The organism is Planococcus maritimus, assembly GCF_001687625.2.
GTDB classification, from domain to species: Bacteria; Bacillota; Bacilli; order Bacillales_A; family Planococcaceae; genus Planococcus; species Planococcus maritimus.
Genome location: NZ_CP016538.2, coordinates 1,280,634 through 1,296,161, shown reverse-complemented (window position 1 = coordinate 1,296,161; position 15,528 = coordinate 1,280,634). Strand labels below are relative to the sequence as shown.

Below are 15,528 nucleotides of genomic sequence, written 5' to 3'. Positions count from 1 at the left end.
AAGGTGAAAAGTCGTATTTTCCGAAGCTTATCGCACGACTCCGTGGGCTCGCGCCCAAGCCTCCTCAGCCGCTTCGCGTCTTGCGGGGTCTCGGTCGTCTCGCTTTACCACTGGAGTCGAGCTAACACTTCTTCAAATACTTAGAGAGTTCGTTGATTTTTCATTGTCGAATAGTCTCCCGCTCTTTTCATTAATTGAGGATAATAGACTTCTTCAACACTCTGAGACTACCTTTCTTTTTAAGAAATGCAGTCCAATGTCGATTATTTTATACGAATGTGATTTATTCCGTACCTTCATACGATGTTTTTGCAGATGATGGTCGTCTTGCCTTGGCGGGTTTCAGCTGTTCCTTGGATTTCTAGCAAGGCATCCTTATCCAGCATTTCGTTGTACTGTGCATACTCTTTTGGGAACAGCGTAACCGATGCGACGCCGGTTTCGTCCTGTAAGGTTACAAAAGCCATTGCATCGCCTTTTTTTGTACGGATGCGGCGCACATCTTCTACCAGTCCCAGCACTTCTACACGCTCGCGGTCCTTTTTCTTCGGCATGTCGTTGAGCGCTGTATACGTTTTATTTCGCTGTTCTTTTTCACGTTCCACAGGATGGGTACTCAAATAAAATCCAAGTGCTTCTTTTTCAAAGTCGAGCTTGAGTCCGTCGGGCATTGGTTCAGCTTTTGTGTATTTCGGTTTCATAAAGCTAGATCCCATTTCATCGAACAAACCAGGTTCTTCATTGGGCTTAACCAGTTCTGCATGCTTGATTGCGCTGTCTAGAGATGCGAGCAGCACAGCACGATCTTTGCCAAGCTCATCCAATGCGCCCGCTTTGATCAATGGCTCAAGCGCTTTGCGAGTGAAATGCACGGCTGATATGCGTTCAGCAATATTAAAGAGGCTTTCAAAGGGGCCATTTTTTCTAGCTGCCAGAATGGCTTTCACTGCTGTGCCAGGAACGCCTTTTACAGTGCTCAATCCTGCACGAACTTGTTGGCCCTCCGATGAAAATCCATAGCGGCTGTTTCGTATACAAGGCGCGGCAAGGGCAATTCCACGATCTTTCATTTCCCGCATGAATTGAGCCGTTTTCTCATTATTGCCTTGGCTGTTCGATAATAGGGCAGCATAAAACTGCACAGGGTAATGGGCTTTCATATACGCCAGTTGATAAGAAATCATGCTATAGGCGACTGCATGGCTTTTCGGAAAGCCATAATCGGCAAACCGCACAATCAAGTCATAAACATCCCCTGCTTCTTTAGCGGTATAGCCTTTCTCCGTAGCACCGCCAACAAAATGCTCACGCTCTTCATCAAGTATTTGGCGACTTTTTTTGCTGACAGCTCGGCGCAATAGATCGGCTTCGCCTAGACTAAAGCCCGCCATGTCAGCAGCAATTTTCATGATTTGCTCCTGATAGACGATGACGCCATATGTTTCCGATAAAATCGGCTCTAGTACGGGATGAATATAGGTGACCGCCTCTTCTGCGTGCTTGCGCCGCGCATAAAGCGGGATAAATTCCATCGGGCCTGGGCGGTACAAGGCATTAACCGCGACAATATCACCAAATGCATTCGGTTTAATGAGCATCAAAGCTCGCCGCATGCCCGGTGATTCTAACTGAAAAATGCCCGCTGTATCGCCTTTTGCCAGTAGGCTAAAGCTTGCTTGATCGTCGAACGGCAAGTTTCGGTAATCTATTGTCATGTTTCGGTCGCGTTTTAGCATATGCGCCATGTTTTCCAAAATGGTTAAATTGCGCAGCCCAAGAAAATCCATTTTCAATAAGCCGATCGCTTCAAGTTCCTGCATAGGCCATTGGGTGATGAATATATCGTCATTGCCTTTTTCAATTGGTACGTAATCCACTAACGGGCCCGGGCTCAAAATGACGCCTGCGGCATGAATAGAAGAATTGCGGGGAAGGCCTTCCAGCCGGAGCGCAGTTTTGAACCAACGTTCACGGGTTTCATTGCCGATAATCCATTCTTCTAGAGCTTTCGATTCGCGAAGTGCTTCGCGCAAAGTGATGCCTGGTCGACTCGGGATAAGTTTTGAAATTTTCTCAAGTTCTTCAGCCTCAAACCCAAATACCCTTGCTGTATCTCTCGCAACCGCTTTTGCTGACAATGTTCCGAAAGTAATGATTTGTGCCGTTTGCAAGGCGCCATATTTTTTCGCAACATATTCGACGACTTCATGGCGGCGGTGATCTGCGAAATCAATATCGATATCCGGCAAAGTGACACGCTCTGGATTCAGGAACCGTTCGAATAACAAGCCGTGTGCAAGCGGGTCTACGTCCGTAATGCGCAGTGCAAAGGCCACGAGTGAACCGGCAGAAGATCCACGGCCCGGCCCGGTCAAGATGCCTTTTTTTCTGGCAAAGGCCATAAAGTCGGACACGATGAGAAAGTAATCGATATAGCCCATGGACGAAATGACGCCCAGTTCGTAATCGAGTCTATCCGAATAAGTTTGTTGCAATTCCCCGACACGTTCTTGTAAGCCATTCAAACAAAGTGAACGGATGACATCGTGTTTATCGCTACCTTCTTTTACCGGATATTTTGGCAGCAATTGTCGATTCAAGGAGATGGTGACACGGCAGCTCATAAGCAACGTACGGCTTTGCTCCAACCATTCTGGATGGTCTGAAAACCATTCCGCCCATTGGCTTTTCGTTGGCACAAAAGCCGATGAATGCTCAGGTTTCCCCCGTTCGGGATCGCTAAGCTTAAAGCCGTCGCCGATTGCACTTGCTACTTCATAAGCGAAAGCATCTTGCTCTTTTATATAACGGCATTCATGGCTCGCCATGAATTGGAGCCCAAATGATGAACAGCTGTCGATAAATGCGCTTTCGGTTTCTTTGATCATGCCACCAGGCCGCTCGATACTAGCAATCAAGCGCTCCCCAAATAAACGCGACAGAATGCCGAACGCTTCACTACGATCTGTCAACACCCACATGGCATGATCGGGAATCACACAGAATAAACCTTCCTGATATGCAACTAGCCATTTTTGCGGGATTGCTTCCACATCTCGTGTGGCTAAAGCACTGCTTAGTTTTAATAACATATGGTAACCGGTGTTGTTCTGTGCATAAAGCACAACAGGCAGCGCGGCACCATCAAAATCAACAGGCACGGAAAGGCCGAGCACCCCGTGGATGCCGGCCTTTTTGCATGCGTCCCAAAAAGGAAGAACGCCATATAATTTAGAATTGACCAGAGCTGCCGCTCCAGCGCCTTGTTCTATGAGAACTCCGAATAATTCTTCAAGGCGAATCGTGCTTTGGAGCGGATCAGCCGCCGTCACGATATGCGGATAGACCATTTCAACACCTTCTTTCCTTATGCCTTCGCGCAAATTTCCTCCAGGCGCCCAATGACACGGTCAGCTTCCTCCCAGGAATATGCGACGGCGCCAGAGGCCATCGGATGGCCCCGCCCCCAAATTCTTTTGCAAGCGTATTGATGACGGGTCCTTTAGAACGCAGCCGAACGCGAATTTCAGCATCTTCTTCTATTAGGATAACCCAAGCTCTGATGCCTTTCACATTGCCGAGGGAGCCGACCAATAATGAGGTATCGGTTGCCGTTACTTCGAATTTCGCCAAAATATCTCGTGTGATTTTCACAAAAGCTGCACCATTCTCATTCATTTGGAAATTTTGATACATATACCCCTGCAAATGAAGCAATTTGCGATCCATTTCGTACATGCCGTTATGGAGCTCATTGCGGTCGAAATCAAATTTAATCAACTCGCCAGCCACGTCGAATGTTTTTTGGGTGGTACTCGGAAACAAGAAACGCCCGGTATCGCCAATAATCCCAGCATAGAGCAGTCTTGCCCCTTTATCGGGCATGGTCCAGTTTTCTTCCGCTTGCCCACATGCAAACAATTCGTAAATCATTTCAGAAGAAGAGCTGGCTTTAGTATCGACATAACAAATATCCCCATAATTATCATCATTCGGGTGATGGTCGATTTTCACCAACTTCGCTCCTTTTAGATAGCGCTGCTCATCGATGCGGTCTGTATTGGCCGTGTCTGTAACGATGACCAAAGCCCCTTCAAAATCTGCGTCTTCAACCGTATCGGGAAAATCAAGGAAATCCATTGTGTAATCATGTTCTCCCGCCGCAAGCACGCGCTTGTTTGGGTAGTTGTGGCTGATTATGTATTTTAAGCCGATTTGGGAACCGTATGCATCGGGGTCAGGTCGTACATGGCGGTGAATGATGATGGTATCGAATTGTTTAATTGTGTCGATGATTTGACTATACATTGCTTTAATCCTCCAGTAGGCAGGGAAATCCATTCGCATTTTCAGATCATCCCCATTACAATGGAAATAGATTTGCATAACAGGAGGTTCCCCATGCTTATATTTATATTTTTGATTATCGTTTCAGCTGCATTTTATCTTTATTATAAAACGAAACAAATCCGCACACGTCTGCCGGTGCGTAAAAACTGGTATGCTAGCCGCGCCCAAATTGCGCTCGGCAGCTTTATTGCCTTTTTCGGCGTCAACCAGCTGTTTATCTTCCAAACTGCTGTCACTTATATCATCGCAGGGATTTTCATCGTCCTGGGCTTGGTGCTGATTGTTCATAATTACAAGGCAAACCGCCATTACCAAGCATTTCTAGACGAAGAAACCCGCTTGAATCCATAAAACAGCCCCTCCCATGTGGAGAGGTTTTTTTTTGGCGTTTTTCACTTCTTCTGTATGAAGACAGCAATCTTTAACGGTCGAGCAATTGGAATGTCAACATCGATTTGCCGATTACTTGCTGATCGTAAAATACTTCCACATCAACTTTTGCTGACTTACGGCTAATGTCCAAAATTGTCGGCCGGATGATCAATGCGGCGTCCAATTGCACAGGCTTTAGGAAATAAACTGTCATGTTTTCTAGCACGCTGTCTTTACGGTTTTTCGTCTTGAGTGCTGTCGCCGCTGCTTCTGTCAGCACCATCGTATAAGCCCCATAAGACAAAGAGCCGTACGCATTGGTCATTTGAGGCGTGACACGAAATTCCAAACTGAGTTTGTCTTCTTGTACCAGGTTTAATTGGCTTTTGATAATATCATCGATCGTTTCGCCTTGTTGTGGCTGGCGCTGGGCTGTTTGAATCGCTTTCAACACATCTTGTCGACTGATGATGCCCATCAAATTGTGATGGTCGTCTGTAATCGGCAGCAAGTCGATGCCTTCCCAAATCATCCGGTGGCCTGCTGCTGCGACACTCGTCTGCAGTGAAACAGTAATTGGATCTTTGGTCATCACTTTGTCGATTGCTTCCGTATCAGATGCACCGATGACGTCACGCGAAGTGACGATGCCGACCAGCCGGCCGTTGCTGTCGACGACCGGAAATCCACCATGCGTCGTTTCGTTATTTAATTCATTATAGCGGCTGATTGGATCCTTGACGTGCAGAAAATGCGTGTTTTCAAGCGGGATTAAGATATCTTCAATGAGCAAAATCTCTTTTTTAATTAATTGATCGTAAATTGCCCGGTTAATCATTGTCGCCACAGTAAATGTATCGTAACTGGTGGAGATTACTGGCAGTTCCAGTTCGTCGGCGAGCTTCTTCACTTGGTCCGAGGCGTCAAAGCCTCCGGTGACAAGTACAGCAGCTCCTGCTTGCAAGGCATACTCGTGAGCTTTGTAGCGATTGCCGACAATCAGCAAATTGCCCGCTTCCGTATAGCGCATCATGTCTTCAAGCTGCATCGCACCGATGACGAATTTATTGAGCGATTTATGGAGTCCTGCCCGTCCCCCGAGCACTTGGCCATCGACGACTTTGACAATTTCCGCATAAGTCAACCGCTCGATGTTCTCTTTTTTCTTGCGCTCGATGCGAATGGTGCCAACCCGTTCAATCGTTGACACCAACCGCTTGTTTTCCGCTTCTTTAATGGCCCGGTAAGCGGTGCCTTCTGAAACTTGAAGCTCTTTGGCAATCCGGCGAACGGAGATTTTCTCTCCTACAGCCAAAGTCTCGATATAGTCCAAAATCTGTTCGTGTTTCGTTGCCATGGTTTCACCATTCTTTCTGCTATCCTCTACTCCCTAGTTTATCATAATCCAAAGGGAAGTCGACAACTCGGCAAGAGCAGCTCGAACGACTTTCGCCTCCCCATCAACAAAAAAACGGACAAAAGGAATACTTCTCCCTTTTGCCCGTTTGCATACAGTGTTGTTGCTTATAATTCGATGCTGTCTCCAGGTTCCATTATTTGAACTTCCGCCTGCTTGACTACTTGCTTGAATTGTTCCGGATCTTGTTTGATCGGTGGGAAGGTGTTGTAGTGAATTGGCACTACGGTCTTCGGATGTAGCAGTTCTACCGCATAAGCCGCATCTTCCGGCCCCATCGTAAAGAAATCGCCGATTGGCACAAACGCCAAATCGATTGAATGTCGCTTGCCGATGATTTCCATATCTCCGAAAACTTCTGTATCCCCTGCGTGATAGACGGTCTTGCCTTCCGCTTCAAAAAGAATTCCGGCTGGCATACCACCGTAAATGACTTCCCCCTCATCTGTCGTATAAGACGAGCTGTGGAACGCTTTTGTATATTTCACCTTCCCGAATTCGAACTCTTTAGCACCGCCGAGGTTCATGCCGACCGCATCCAAGCCTTGCCCACTTAAATAATTCGCCAGCTCGACGGGTGCTACAACGACAGCCCCGCAGGATTTTGCGATTGCCACAGTGTCACCCACATGGTCGTTATGCGCATGCGTCAACAGGATCGCATCTGGCTTTTCTTCATTTGCAATCAGGTCGGTCAATTCGTTTCCGTTAATGAATGGATCGATGAGAATTGTTTTGCCGCCGGTGTGGATTTTCACCACTGAATGTCCGTGAAATGAAATTTTCATGTTATCCCTCCAATAGAGTTTTGACTCTTGGCTTTCTGCTGTTTTATACCCTGAATTTTGATATGCTACACATGAAGGGGAGGAATACAGATGACCAAATTAACGAATTTACAGAGGTTTTTGAAACAGCAACAACTTGATGCGGCGCTCATCACCGATCCGCATAACGTTTTCTATTTGACGGGTTTTAACAGCGATCCAAAAGAGCGGTTGCTCGCCGTTATGGTATTTGCCGATGCAGAACCGTTTTTGATCTGCCCGGCAATGGAAGCCAGTGATGCGAAAGCGGCTGGTTGGACCGGTGAGATCTCGGGACACGCCGATACACAAGATGCCATGCAAGTTTTGTATGACACAGCCGCCACCCGAAACCAGCCGATGAAACGCATCGCCATCGAGAAAGCGCACATGATCGTTGAGCGCTACGACGCCGTCAACCACTTCTTTCAGTCGCCCGAGATTCATTCCATCGACGGACAGATGAACGCCATGCGCGTTATCAAAGACGCCGCCGAACTCGACATTTTGCGTCACGCTGCATCGCTTGCGGATTATGCCATTGAAGTAGCAGCGGACGTCATGCAAGAAGGCATGAAAGAAATCGAGTTGATGACGGAAATCGAGACGGCCTTGAAAAAGCGCGGCATCACTCATATGTCATTTGACACGACCGTGCTGACGGGCCCTAAAGCCGCATCTCCACACGGTAAAACTGGGCAACGCAAAATTGAACTCGGCGACCTCGTATTGATGGACCTCGGCGTTATCTATGAGGGCTATTGCTCGGACATCACCCGTACGCTCGCTTTTGGTGAACCGAGTGAGCAAGCGAAAAAAGTATACGATATCGTCAAACGTTCAGAACAAGCAGCACTTGACGCCGTGCGTCCTGGCGTCACAGCGGCTGAGCTCGACGGGATCGCCCGCAAAACCATTGAAGATGCAGGGTACGGCGACTATTTCACACATCGCCTCGGCCACGGACTTGGGATTTCTGTCCATGAATTCCCATCAATCCACGGCAGTAACGACATGCCGCTCGAAGCGGGCATGGTGTTTACGATCGAACCCGGCATTTATGTCACTGACCAAGTCGGCGTGCGCATCGAAGACGATTTGGTCGTCACTGAAAACGGCTACGAAGTACTGACCAAATTCCCGAAAGAACTGACGATCATCAACCGGTAAGGAAAAAAGAGCAGCCCCGAAAATCCATCAGATGGATTTTCGCGGGACCGCTCTTTTTTTGCTTATAGCAGCAATTCGTCAATCGCTTTGTATTCGAGGCCTTGATCGTCAGCTACCGCTTTGTACGTAACATAGCCGTCCATTGTATTAACGCCTTTTTTCAATGCTTCGTTATCAAGAACTGCTTGCTTGAGTCCTTTATTGGCGATTTGCACTGCGTATGGGACCGTTACATTCGTCAAGCCGATCGTCGATGTGCGCGGAACAGCGCCTGGCATGTTCGCTACCGCATAGTGAACAACATCATGCTTTACGTATGTCGGTGCATCGTGTGTCGTGATGCGGTCGCTTGTTTCGAAAATACCGCCTTGATCGATGGCAATATCGACCACGACAGAACCCGGCTTCATCGATTTGATCATGTCTTCCGTGATCAATTTCGGTGCTTTCGCTCCTGGAATCAATACAGCACCGATGACCAGATCCGATTTTTCGACGGATTGGGCGATATTCAACGGGTTCGAGATCAATGTTTGCACATCTTTGCCGAACAAGTCATCCAATTGGCGTAAGCGCTCTGGATTCAAATCGAGGATGGTTACGTCAGCGCCCATTCCGATAGCCACTTTAGCAGCGTTCGTACCGGCGACACCTCCGCCGACCACCGTTACTTTCCCTCGGGAAACGCCTGGGATGCCACCGAGCAAGATGCCGCCGCCACCATGGATTTTCTCAAGGAACTGCGCACCGATCTGCGTTGACATGCGGCCTGCTACTTCACTCATTGGCGTCAGAAGCGGCAAGGAATTGTTTGGAAGCTGAACCGTCTCATATGCGACACCGGTCACTTTCGATTCGATCAATGCATTCGTCAATTCTACTTCCGGAGCCAAGTGCAAATAAGTGAAGAGGACTTGGCCTTCACGGAAATGCTTGTACTCGCTCGCTACCGGCTCTTTCACTTTCATGACCATGTCCTGCGCCCAAGCTTGATCAGCATCGGCAACAATGACAGCGCCTGCCGCTTCGTAATCAGTGTCCGTAAAACCTGATCCGAGCCCTGCGCCAGATTGGATGAAAACTTCATGGCCGAAAAGTGCCAAGTTCACTACTCCTGCTGGTGTCATTGCCACACGGTTTTCATTGTTCTTCACTTCAGTAGGTACCCCAATGCGCATTACAAAACCCTCCAATATATTGTGTCTGGAATAATAAAATAGATGAAACTAAAAGCATTTGAAACCACATCCATTCTAACAGATTCCATTTCATATTGCTCCATTAAATTATCTTTTTAAATGATAATTTTTGAATGGCAAACAGACAAGATATAAGCGCTTACAAATGAGACGAATGATATACCAGTATATTTAAAGAAAAATAGTTGGCAAATAATTTCGATAATTATCCTTCTTAAAGGAGGAACAAATTGCCTATGTCTCGAAAGGTATATTATAGACAAAGGAGGAATGTAGAGATGACATTAAAGTATAGTCAAATTCTGGTAGCTGTCGACGGATCGAAAGAAGCGGAATGGGCGTTTAAAAAGTCCATCGGCATCGCCACCAGAAACCACGCAACCTTAAACCTGGTAAATGTAATCGATACGCGTTCATTTGCTGCCATTGAGGCATACGACCGTTCAATTGCGGACCGTGCCCAAAAATTCGCTGAAGATTTGTTGGGCGATTACAAAAAAGAAGCCGAAGCTGGCGGTGTTGAAAACGTCAATATCGTGGTCGATTACGGTTCGCCTAAAACGATGATTCCCCGCGAACTGGCTAAGAGAGTCGAAGCCGATTTGATCATTTGCGGAGCTACCGGCTTGAATGCTGTTGAACGTTTCCTCATCGGCAGTGTTTCAGAACATATCGTTCGCTCCTCTAAATGCGACGTGCTCGTTGTTCGGACAGACGAAGCACAAAGCGATGCACCCGACGATTATTATTCAGAAGAACGTTCCGGCAAATCGGAATAATAGATAAAAGCACGCAGCCTGATGGCTGCGTGCTTTTATCTGTCATCCTTTTACTTTGAGAACGATTTTGCCTCTGGCGTGATGAGATTCGCTTAACTCATGCGCATCTCGTACACCTTGTTCTGTCAGCGGATAAATGTGCCCAACTTCTGGCTTTACTTCCCCGCTAACGAAGAGATCGCCCAATTTTTTCAGTTGCTGGCCATTTGGCTCAAGCCAATAACTACTAGCTTCGATTCCGAACTGTCCCGCTTTTTCTTCATCTGGCTGACCGGCTATGCTGACCAGCTTGCCGCCCCGTTTTAAGACGCTATAGCTTTTGTCGAGCGTTTCGCCGCCCATTGTGTCCAAAACAAAATCAAAATTCTCCAGCACTTCCGAGAAATCCTCTTCCCGATAATCAATGACGCGGTTTGCGCCAAGTGAAGTGACGAGTTCATCGTTTTTATCACTTGCAGTCGTTGCTACGTAGCAGCCGATGCTGTTGGCAATTTGAATTGCCATGCTGCCGACGCCGCCAGCGCCTGCATGGATGAGCACTTTATCGCCTTTCTTAATCTGGCCGGTCTCTACTAAACATTGCCACGCTGTCAGCCCGGTTAATGGAATGGCTGCGCCTTCTTCAAAACTCATGCTTTCAGGCATGCGCGCCAGCAAATTCTCATCAACTGGGACGAATTCAGCATAGGTTCCTTGACGCGTTGTAGCTGGACGCGCGAAAACCCGGTCGCCTGGATGATAATGTCTGACCTCATCGCCCACTTCTTTTACGACTCCAGCGACATCCCAGCCAAGAATAATCGGGAACTCCCATGGCAGCATTTCTTTTAAATAGCCTTCCCTCAACTTCCAATCAATCGGATTGATTGAAGTCGCGTGGACTTCTACCAACACTTGATGCGCTGAAATGGCTGGCGTTTCCACTTCCCGTTCTTTTAGTTGCTCTTTTCCTCCGTACTGATCAATGACTATTGCTTTCATCTGCAGCCACTCCTCCCTTTTATCCACTGTATACCCTGACAACATTTTCGCTACACATGAAAAAACACAGGAACTCGCCTAATTATGCTATTATGGTAACTGTTTCATAAAAGAGGTTCGCAAACTCCCTCTCAAAAAAACTAAGGAGCTGTAGTTACATGAAAAATGAAAAAGCCGTCGTAGTGTTCAGCGGTGGACAAGATAGCACCACTTGCCTATTTTGGGCGTTAGAACAATTCAGCGAAGTGCTCGCCGTTACTTTTGATTACGGCCAGCGTCATGTGCAGGAAATTGAACATGCCAAACACATCGCAGAAACACTTGGCGTCACATTGCAAGTACTCGATATGGGACTCATCAATCAATTATCCGCCAATGCTTTGACGCGCGACTCGATCGAAGTCGAAGAACAAAGTGATGGCCTGCCATCTACATTTGTGCCGGGACGCAATTTATTATTCCTTTCTTTTGCCGCAATTTACGCCGACGCATTTGGTGCGCGACATTTGATAACGGGCGTCAGCGAGACGGATTTCAGCGGCTATCCGGATTGCCGAGATACTTTCATCCGGTCGCTGAATGTCACACTCAATTTGTCGATGGATAAGCAATTTGTTATCCACACGCCGCTTATGTGGCTAGATAAGGCAGGCGTCTGGGAGTTGTCCGACCAACTCGGCGCATTCGATTTTGTACAAAAAGAAACCTTGACTTGCTATCATGGCATTCCAGCAGAAGGCTGCGGCACATGCCCATCCTGTAGGCTGCGAAACGAAGGCTTGCAGACTTACCTTTCTCAAAAGGCAGGTGCAAAGTCATGATGCAGCAATTTTATCCAACGGTTTCGCATCCGTATTGCTTTGAATTAAACAAAGATATGCATTTTTCCGCGGCTCACTATATCCCTGCCGACGAAGCCGGGAAATGCGCTAAAATGCACGGCCATACCTATCATCTGAATCTAACGATTGCCGGTGACCAATTGAATGACACTGGCTTTCTGATCGACTTTAAACACTTGAAAGACCTGGTGCATAAACGCTATGACCATAGCGTATTGAATGACCATCCGGAATTCAGCCACACCTTTCCTACGACCGAATTGCTCGCCAAACAAATCCATACGCTGATTCAAGAAAAGCTTAACCAAACGGATAACCAACCGGAATGCTTGCAAGTCATCGTCCGCGAAACGCCGACAAGCTATGTGATCTACCGACCGAAGAAGGTGTCATCATGAAAATCCCTGTTATGGAAGTCTTCGGACCGACCATTCAAGGCGAAGGCATGGTCATGGGACAGAAAACGATGTTCGTCCGGACAGCTGGATGCGATTATTCCTGTTCCTGGTGCGATTCTAAGTTTACATGGGATGGTACTGGCAAAAGTACGGCGATGGCACCTGATGACATTGTCACTCAGTTAAAACAGCTCGGGAAAGATGCCTTTTCCCACGTCACCATTTCAGGTGGCAATCCAGCTCTCCATAAAGGAATAGCAGAACTGGTCGCGTTGTGCCGTGAAAACGGCTGGCGAACTGCGGTCGAAACTCAAGGCAGCATTTGGCAGGACTGGCTCACTGAAATCGATGATGTCACTGTGTCGCCGAAACCTCCAAGTTCAGGCATGATTTTGGATTACTCCAAACTCGATGCGATGCTTGGCAGGCTATCTGCGGCTCAAGCGAGTTTGAAAGTGGTCGTATTTGATGAAGCTGATTTCTTTTTTGCAGAACAGCTTCACTTGCGCTATCCAGCATTTCCATTCTTTTTACAAGTCGGCAATGACGACACACAAACGACAGACGATGAACAGCTGGTCCAGCATCTGCTTGGACGTTATCAATGGCTGATCGACAGACATTTAACATCCGCTCCACTAAACGACGCCAAAGTACTGCCTCAGCTGCACACCCTGTTATGGGGAAATAAACGCGGAGTTTAACTCAAGTATAAAACCCGGTCGGTTCGCTATTTCTGGCGAACTGACCGGGTTTTTGCTTGCATCGACCTCAGGCTTTTTTCACAAATTCCGATTTCAACTGCATTGCACCGAAGCCATCGATTTTGCAATCAATATTATGGTCACCGTCTACAAGTCGGATGCTTTTGACTTTCGTTCCGATTTTCAAGGTATTCGAACTGCCTTTTACTTTCAAATTTTTGATCACCGTGACAGCGTCCCCATCCGCTAAAATGTTTCCAACCGCATCGCGCACCGCTTCCTCTTGCAGTTGTTCAGTCGGATTCCATTCATGTGCACACTCTGGGCACACCACCATTCCGGCATCTTCATACGTGTACTCACAACCGCATTGTGGGCAATTCGGCAACTCCACCATGTTTTTCTCATCTCCCCTAATTCACGCTATGCTTAGTATACCAAATCACCGCAAGCTGGATCACCTGACTACAAGAACGGGGCATTCTGCATGATTGACGACTTTGTGGCTAACGCTGCCAAGCATTACTTCACGGATCGGCGACAATCCACGACTCCCAATGACCACTAAATCGTATTGCTTTTCCTTGGTCATCTTGACGATTGCGGGGCCTGGAATGCCATGCAACACTTCGACTTGGTGGAATATTTGTTCCCTATCCAGCAGCTCGGCGACTGGCTGGATCTTTTTCTTTCTGGCCAAATCGAATTCCATCGCCGCAGCGTCATGAATCACTTCATTTGCATCTTCTTTGTAATCGGACACATAGACAACCGTCACTTCCGCTCCATCAACCAAACTAGCAATCTTCACGGCCTCTTTAGCTGCACGAGCCGAATTTTCGGAACCGTCGACAGCCAGTAGAATGTTCTGATACATACTTCCACTCCTTTCAAGATGATCATTCTTTTGTCTACTTAACGCTATTCGCCGTCCCCTGAAAAGTTCCTGCCTTTTTCCAGGAACGAAAAAACCGGCCCTCTACGAATAGAACCGGTTTATGCCTTTATTTATTTTCTTTGAACCATCCATTGACTTGTGTAAAGAATTTCGCCATCGTTTCGGGCTTCGACATATTTGGGACGCGGGCAAGGAGCACTTCTTTCGGTGCTTTCAAGCCATCTTGTTTTTTCTGCAAAACCAACACTGCCTTAGCATGCTGAGCGTTTTTAAAGATGTTCTCCGGCAGTTCCATGACCGCCTGGATATGCGCTTGATGTTTCAGGAAGCTGTGCAATTGTCCCGCCATTGGTGATTCGAAAATATTTCTTGGGATGACAAAGAACAAATAGCCGCCTGCTTTTGTATGCTTCAACGATTGCTCGATGAACAAATGATGGGCATAGGACATGCCTTCTTCCGCTTTCAACTCATAATTTGAGGCAGTTGCTTCGTCCGGATAATAACCGACCGGCAAGTCAGAAACGACGCAATCGACCGGGTCGATCAATAGCGGTTGCAGGGCATCTTGCAAATAAAACGTCACTGGCTGCTCGATCAAATTGCCGATATTCGAAGCCAGTCGGATTAACAAATCATCGAGTTCGACAGCAGTCCCGCTCATGCGGCCGTCCAAATAATTCATCACAGTAAACAATAAATTACCCGTTCCGGCTGCGGGGTCCAGAACAGTCGCTTGCTGTTCTTTGACAAATAGCTCCACCAGGTAGCCGATTAATAAACCGAGTGCATCCGGCGTCATTTGGTGATGGGGCTGAACATGCTCTTTCATGCCTTTTAATATCGACAATTGCAGCGCTTTTCGCATATCTTCTTTTGATGCATCTTCTGCGATGCTCAATTGCCCATCCAGCCAGCGCTCAGTCGTCGTGAGCAAACTTTCTAAATAGGAAGTTTCTTCCTGTTTTTGGATCGACACCGTTTCATTGTCAATCGCCGTAAAAATACTTTCCATAGATGAATTCATAAATCTCCGTCCTCAATAAGGAAACCCACTCGGCAAGAGTGGGTTTCTTGGTATTAGTTTGTCAGTTTCTTAACTGCTTCAAGTGCTTTGTCGTAATCAGGGTGATCGGTACCTTCTGACACATATTCCACGTATGCCACTTTGCCGTCTTTGTCGACTACAAAAATGGAACGTGCCAACAAGCGCAGTTCTTGCATCGTCAAGCCGTACGCTTCACCAAACGACAAGTCGCGATGATCGGACAATGTTGTGATGGAGTCTACACCGTTAATTTCGGTCCAGCGCTTCTGTGCGAATGGCAAGTCACAAGAAACCGTCAACACTTCGACGTCTTGACCTAGTGATGCCGCTTCATCGCTGAAGCGTTTTGTCTGATCGGAACATACTCCTGTATCAAGTGATGGCACGACACTAACCAATAGCACTTTGCCTTTGAAATCCTCCAAAGACTTCGGTTCCAGGCTGTTCGATAACGCCGTGAAGTCCGGTGCCTGATCGCCTACTTTCACTTCATTGCCTGGCAATGTTACAGGGTTTTGCTTGAATGTGATTTGTACCAAATTGCAACGCCTCCCTTTCAGATTA

15 protein-coding genes, 1 pseudogene and 1 riboswitch are annotated in these 15,528 nt (G+C 47.3%); of the genes and pseudogenes, 6 read left to right on the top strand and 10 right to left on the bottom strand.

Going from position 1 to position 15,528, the window contains the following annotated elements; all coding sequences use genetic code 11:
• Positions 1 to 296: 296 nt before the first annotated feature.
• Positions 297 to 3,350 (bottom strand): DNA polymerase III subunit alpha, encoded by a 3,054-nt coding sequence (dnaE, locus tag BBI11_RS06535; protein WP_068461656.1) that lies wholly within the window; start codon positions 3,348 to 3,350, stop codon positions 297 to 299.
• Between the two features lie 17 nt (positions 3,351 to 3,367).
• Positions 3,368 to 4,308 (bottom strand): annotated as a pseudogene (locus BBI11_RS06530) (DHH family phosphoesterase).
• Positions 4,309 to 4,401: 93 nt separating this feature from the next.
• Between BBI11_RS06530 and BBI11_RS06525 the strand changes: the two are divergent.
• The gene (locus BBI11_RS06525) at positions 4,402 to 4,701 is read left to right on the top strand and encodes a YtpI family protein (RefSeq protein ID WP_068461654.1); all 300 of its coding nucleotides are present in this window, start codon (positions 4,402 to 4,404) and stop codon (positions 4,699 to 4,701) included.
• A gap of 70 nt (positions 4,702 to 4,771) precedes the next feature.
• Here BBI11_RS06525 and BBI11_RS06520 read toward each other — a convergent pair whose 3' ends face one another.
• Together BBI11_RS06520 and BBI11_RS06515 are read right to left on the bottom strand one after the other, a co-directional pair.
• On the bottom strand, positions 4,772 to 6,079 hold the full coding sequence (locus BBI11_RS06520) for a DRTGG domain-containing protein (protein ID WP_068461651.1): 1,308 nt from the start codon (positions 6,077 to 6,079) through the stop codon (positions 4,772 to 4,774).
• A 167-nt stretch (positions 6,080 to 6,246) separates the two neighbouring features.
• A complete protein-coding gene (locus BBI11_RS06515) occupies positions 6,247 to 6,927 on the bottom strand; it encodes a metal-dependent hydrolase (protein ID WP_068461649.1) in 681 nt (226 codons plus the stop codon).
• 90 nt (positions 6,928 to 7,017) lie between these two features.
• Here BBI11_RS06515 and BBI11_RS06510 point away from each other — a divergent pair, with 90 nt between their 5' ends.
• Positions 7,018 to 8,115 carry a M24 family metallopeptidase gene (locus BBI11_RS06510; protein ID WP_068461648.1) on the top strand — a complete coding sequence of 366 codons (1,098 nt, stop codon included), beginning with the start codon at positions 7,018 to 7,020 and terminating at the stop codon, positions 8,113 to 8,115.
• Between the two features lie 62 nt (positions 8,116 to 8,177).
• Here BBI11_RS06510 and ald read toward each other — a convergent pair whose 3' ends face one another.
• Positions 8,178 to 9,293 carry an alanine dehydrogenase gene (gene ald, locus BBI11_RS06505; RefSeq protein ID WP_068461645.1) on the bottom strand — a complete coding sequence of 372 codons (1,116 nt, stop codon included), beginning with the start codon at positions 9,291 to 9,293 and terminating at the stop codon, positions 8,178 to 8,180.
• Positions 9,294 to 9,592: 299 nt separating this feature from the next.
• Between ald and BBI11_RS06500 the strand changes: the two genes are divergently transcribed.
• On the top strand, positions 9,593 to 10,093 hold the full coding sequence (locus BBI11_RS06500) for a universal stress protein (protein ID WP_068461643.1): 501 nt from the start codon (positions 9,593 to 9,595) through the stop codon (positions 10,091 to 10,093).
• A gap of 42 nt (positions 10,094 to 10,135) precedes the next feature.
• On the opposite strand, the gene BBI11_RS06495 is transcribed toward BBI11_RS06500, so the two are convergent.
• The gene (locus BBI11_RS06495) at positions 10,136 to 11,074 is read right to left on the bottom strand and encodes an NADP-dependent oxidoreductase (RefSeq protein ID WP_068461641.1); all 939 of its coding nucleotides are present in this window, start codon (positions 11,072 to 11,074) and stop codon (positions 10,136 to 10,138) included.
• Between the two features lie 106 nt (positions 11,075 to 11,180).
• A riboswitch (PreQ1 riboswitch) is annotated at positions 11,181 to 11,224 on the top strand.
• An 8-nt stretch (positions 11,225 to 11,232) separates the two neighbouring features.
• On the opposite strand from BBI11_RS06495, the gene queC reads away from it, so the two are divergent.
• From queC to queE, 3 genes are read left to right on the top strand one after another with little or no spacing between them, the layout of a single operon-like run.
• Positions 11,233 to 11,895 carry a 7-cyano-7-deazaguanine synthase QueC gene (gene queC / locus BBI11_RS06490; protein ID WP_068461639.1) on the top strand — a complete coding sequence of 221 codons (663 nt, stop codon included), beginning with the start codon at positions 11,233 to 11,235 and terminating at the stop codon, positions 11,893 to 11,895.
• On the top strand, positions 11,892 to 12,314 hold the full coding sequence (gene queD, locus BBI11_RS06485) for a 6-carboxytetrahydropterin synthase QueD (RefSeq protein ID WP_068461638.1): 423 nt from the start codon (positions 11,892 to 11,894) through the stop codon (positions 12,312 to 12,314). The genes queC and queD overlap by 4 nt, the downstream gene beginning before the upstream one ends.
• Positions 12,308 to 13,018 carry a 7-carboxy-7-deazaguanine synthase QueE gene (gene queE / locus BBI11_RS06480; RefSeq protein ID WP_208597204.1) on the top strand — a complete coding sequence of 237 codons (711 nt, stop codon included), beginning with the start codon at positions 12,308 to 12,310 and terminating at the stop codon, positions 13,016 to 13,018. The genes queD and queE overlap by 7 nt, the downstream gene beginning before the upstream one ends.
• A gap of 67 nt (positions 13,019 to 13,085) precedes the next feature.
• On the opposite strand, the gene BBI11_RS06475 is transcribed toward queE, so the two are convergent.
• The 4 genes from BBI11_RS06475 to tpx form a co-directional block, all read right to left on the bottom strand.
• Positions 13,086 to 13,415, bottom strand: a complete 330-nt coding sequence (locus tag BBI11_RS06475) for a zinc ribbon domain-containing protein YjdM (protein ID WP_068461635.1) — start codon at positions 13,413 to 13,415, stop codon at positions 13,086 to 13,088.
• A 60-nt stretch (positions 13,416 to 13,475) separates the two neighbouring features.
• On the bottom strand, positions 13,476 to 13,895 hold the full coding sequence (locus BBI11_RS06470) for a universal stress protein (RefSeq protein WP_068461633.1): 420 nt from the start codon (positions 13,893 to 13,895) through the stop codon (positions 13,476 to 13,478).
• 127 nt (positions 13,896 to 14,022) lie between these two features.
• Positions 14,023 to 14,943, bottom strand: a complete 921-nt coding sequence (locus BBI11_RS06465) for a class I SAM-dependent methyltransferase (protein ID WP_068461631.1) — start codon at positions 14,941 to 14,943, stop codon at positions 14,023 to 14,025.
• 53 nt (positions 14,944 to 14,996) lie between these two features.
• Positions 14,997 to 15,503 carry a thiol peroxidase gene (tpx, locus tag BBI11_RS06460; RefSeq protein ID WP_068461629.1) on the bottom strand — a complete coding sequence of 169 codons (507 nt, stop codon included), beginning with the start codon at positions 15,501 to 15,503 and terminating at the stop codon, positions 14,997 to 14,999.
• Positions 15,504 to 15,528 lie beyond the last annotated feature (25 nt).

Coding starts and splice junctions, on each gene's coding strand:
- dnaE (WP_068461656.1), bottom strand. CDS start 3,350: ATGGTCTATCCGCATATCGTGACGGCGGCTGATCCGCTCCAAAGCACG.
- BBI11_RS06525 (WP_068461654.1), top strand. CDS start 4,402: ATGCTTATATTTATATTTTTGATTATCGTTTCAGCTGCATTTTATCTT.
- BBI11_RS06520 (WP_068461651.1), bottom strand. CDS start 6,079: ATGGCAACGAAACACGAACAGATTTTGGACTATATCGAGACTTTGGCT.
- BBI11_RS06515 (WP_068461649.1), bottom strand. CDS start 6,927: ATGAAAATTTCATTTCACGGACATTCAGTGGTGAAAATCCACACCGGC.
- BBI11_RS06510 (WP_068461648.1), top strand. CDS start 7,018: ATGACCAAATTAACGAATTTACAGAGGTTTTTGAAACAGCAACAACTT.
- ald (WP_068461645.1), bottom strand. CDS start 9,293: ATGCGCATTGGGGTACCTACTGAAGTGAAGAACAATGAAAACCGTGTG.
- BBI11_RS06500 (WP_068461643.1), top strand. CDS start 9,593: ATGACATTAAAGTATAGTCAAATTCTGGTAGCTGTCGACGGATCGAAA.
- BBI11_RS06495 (WP_068461641.1), bottom strand. CDS start 11,074: ATGAAAGCAATAGTCATTGATCAGTACGGAGGAAAAGAGCAACTAAAA.
- queC (WP_068461639.1), top strand. CDS start 11,233: ATGAAAAATGAAAAAGCCGTCGTAGTGTTCAGCGGTGGACAAGATAGC.
- queD (WP_068461638.1), top strand. CDS start 11,892: ATGATGCAGCAATTTTATCCAACGGTTTCGCATCCGTATTGCTTTGAA.
- BBI11_RS06475 (WP_068461635.1), bottom strand. CDS start 13,415: ATGGTGGAGTTGCCGAATTGCCCACAATGCGGTTGTGAGTACACGTAT.
- BBI11_RS06470 (WP_068461633.1), bottom strand. CDS start 13,895: ATGTATCAGAACATTCTACTGGCTGTCGACGGTTCCGAAAATTCGGCT.
- BBI11_RS06465 (WP_068461631.1), bottom strand. CDS start 14,943: ATGAATTCATCTATGGAAAGTATTTTTACGGCGATTGACAATGAAACG.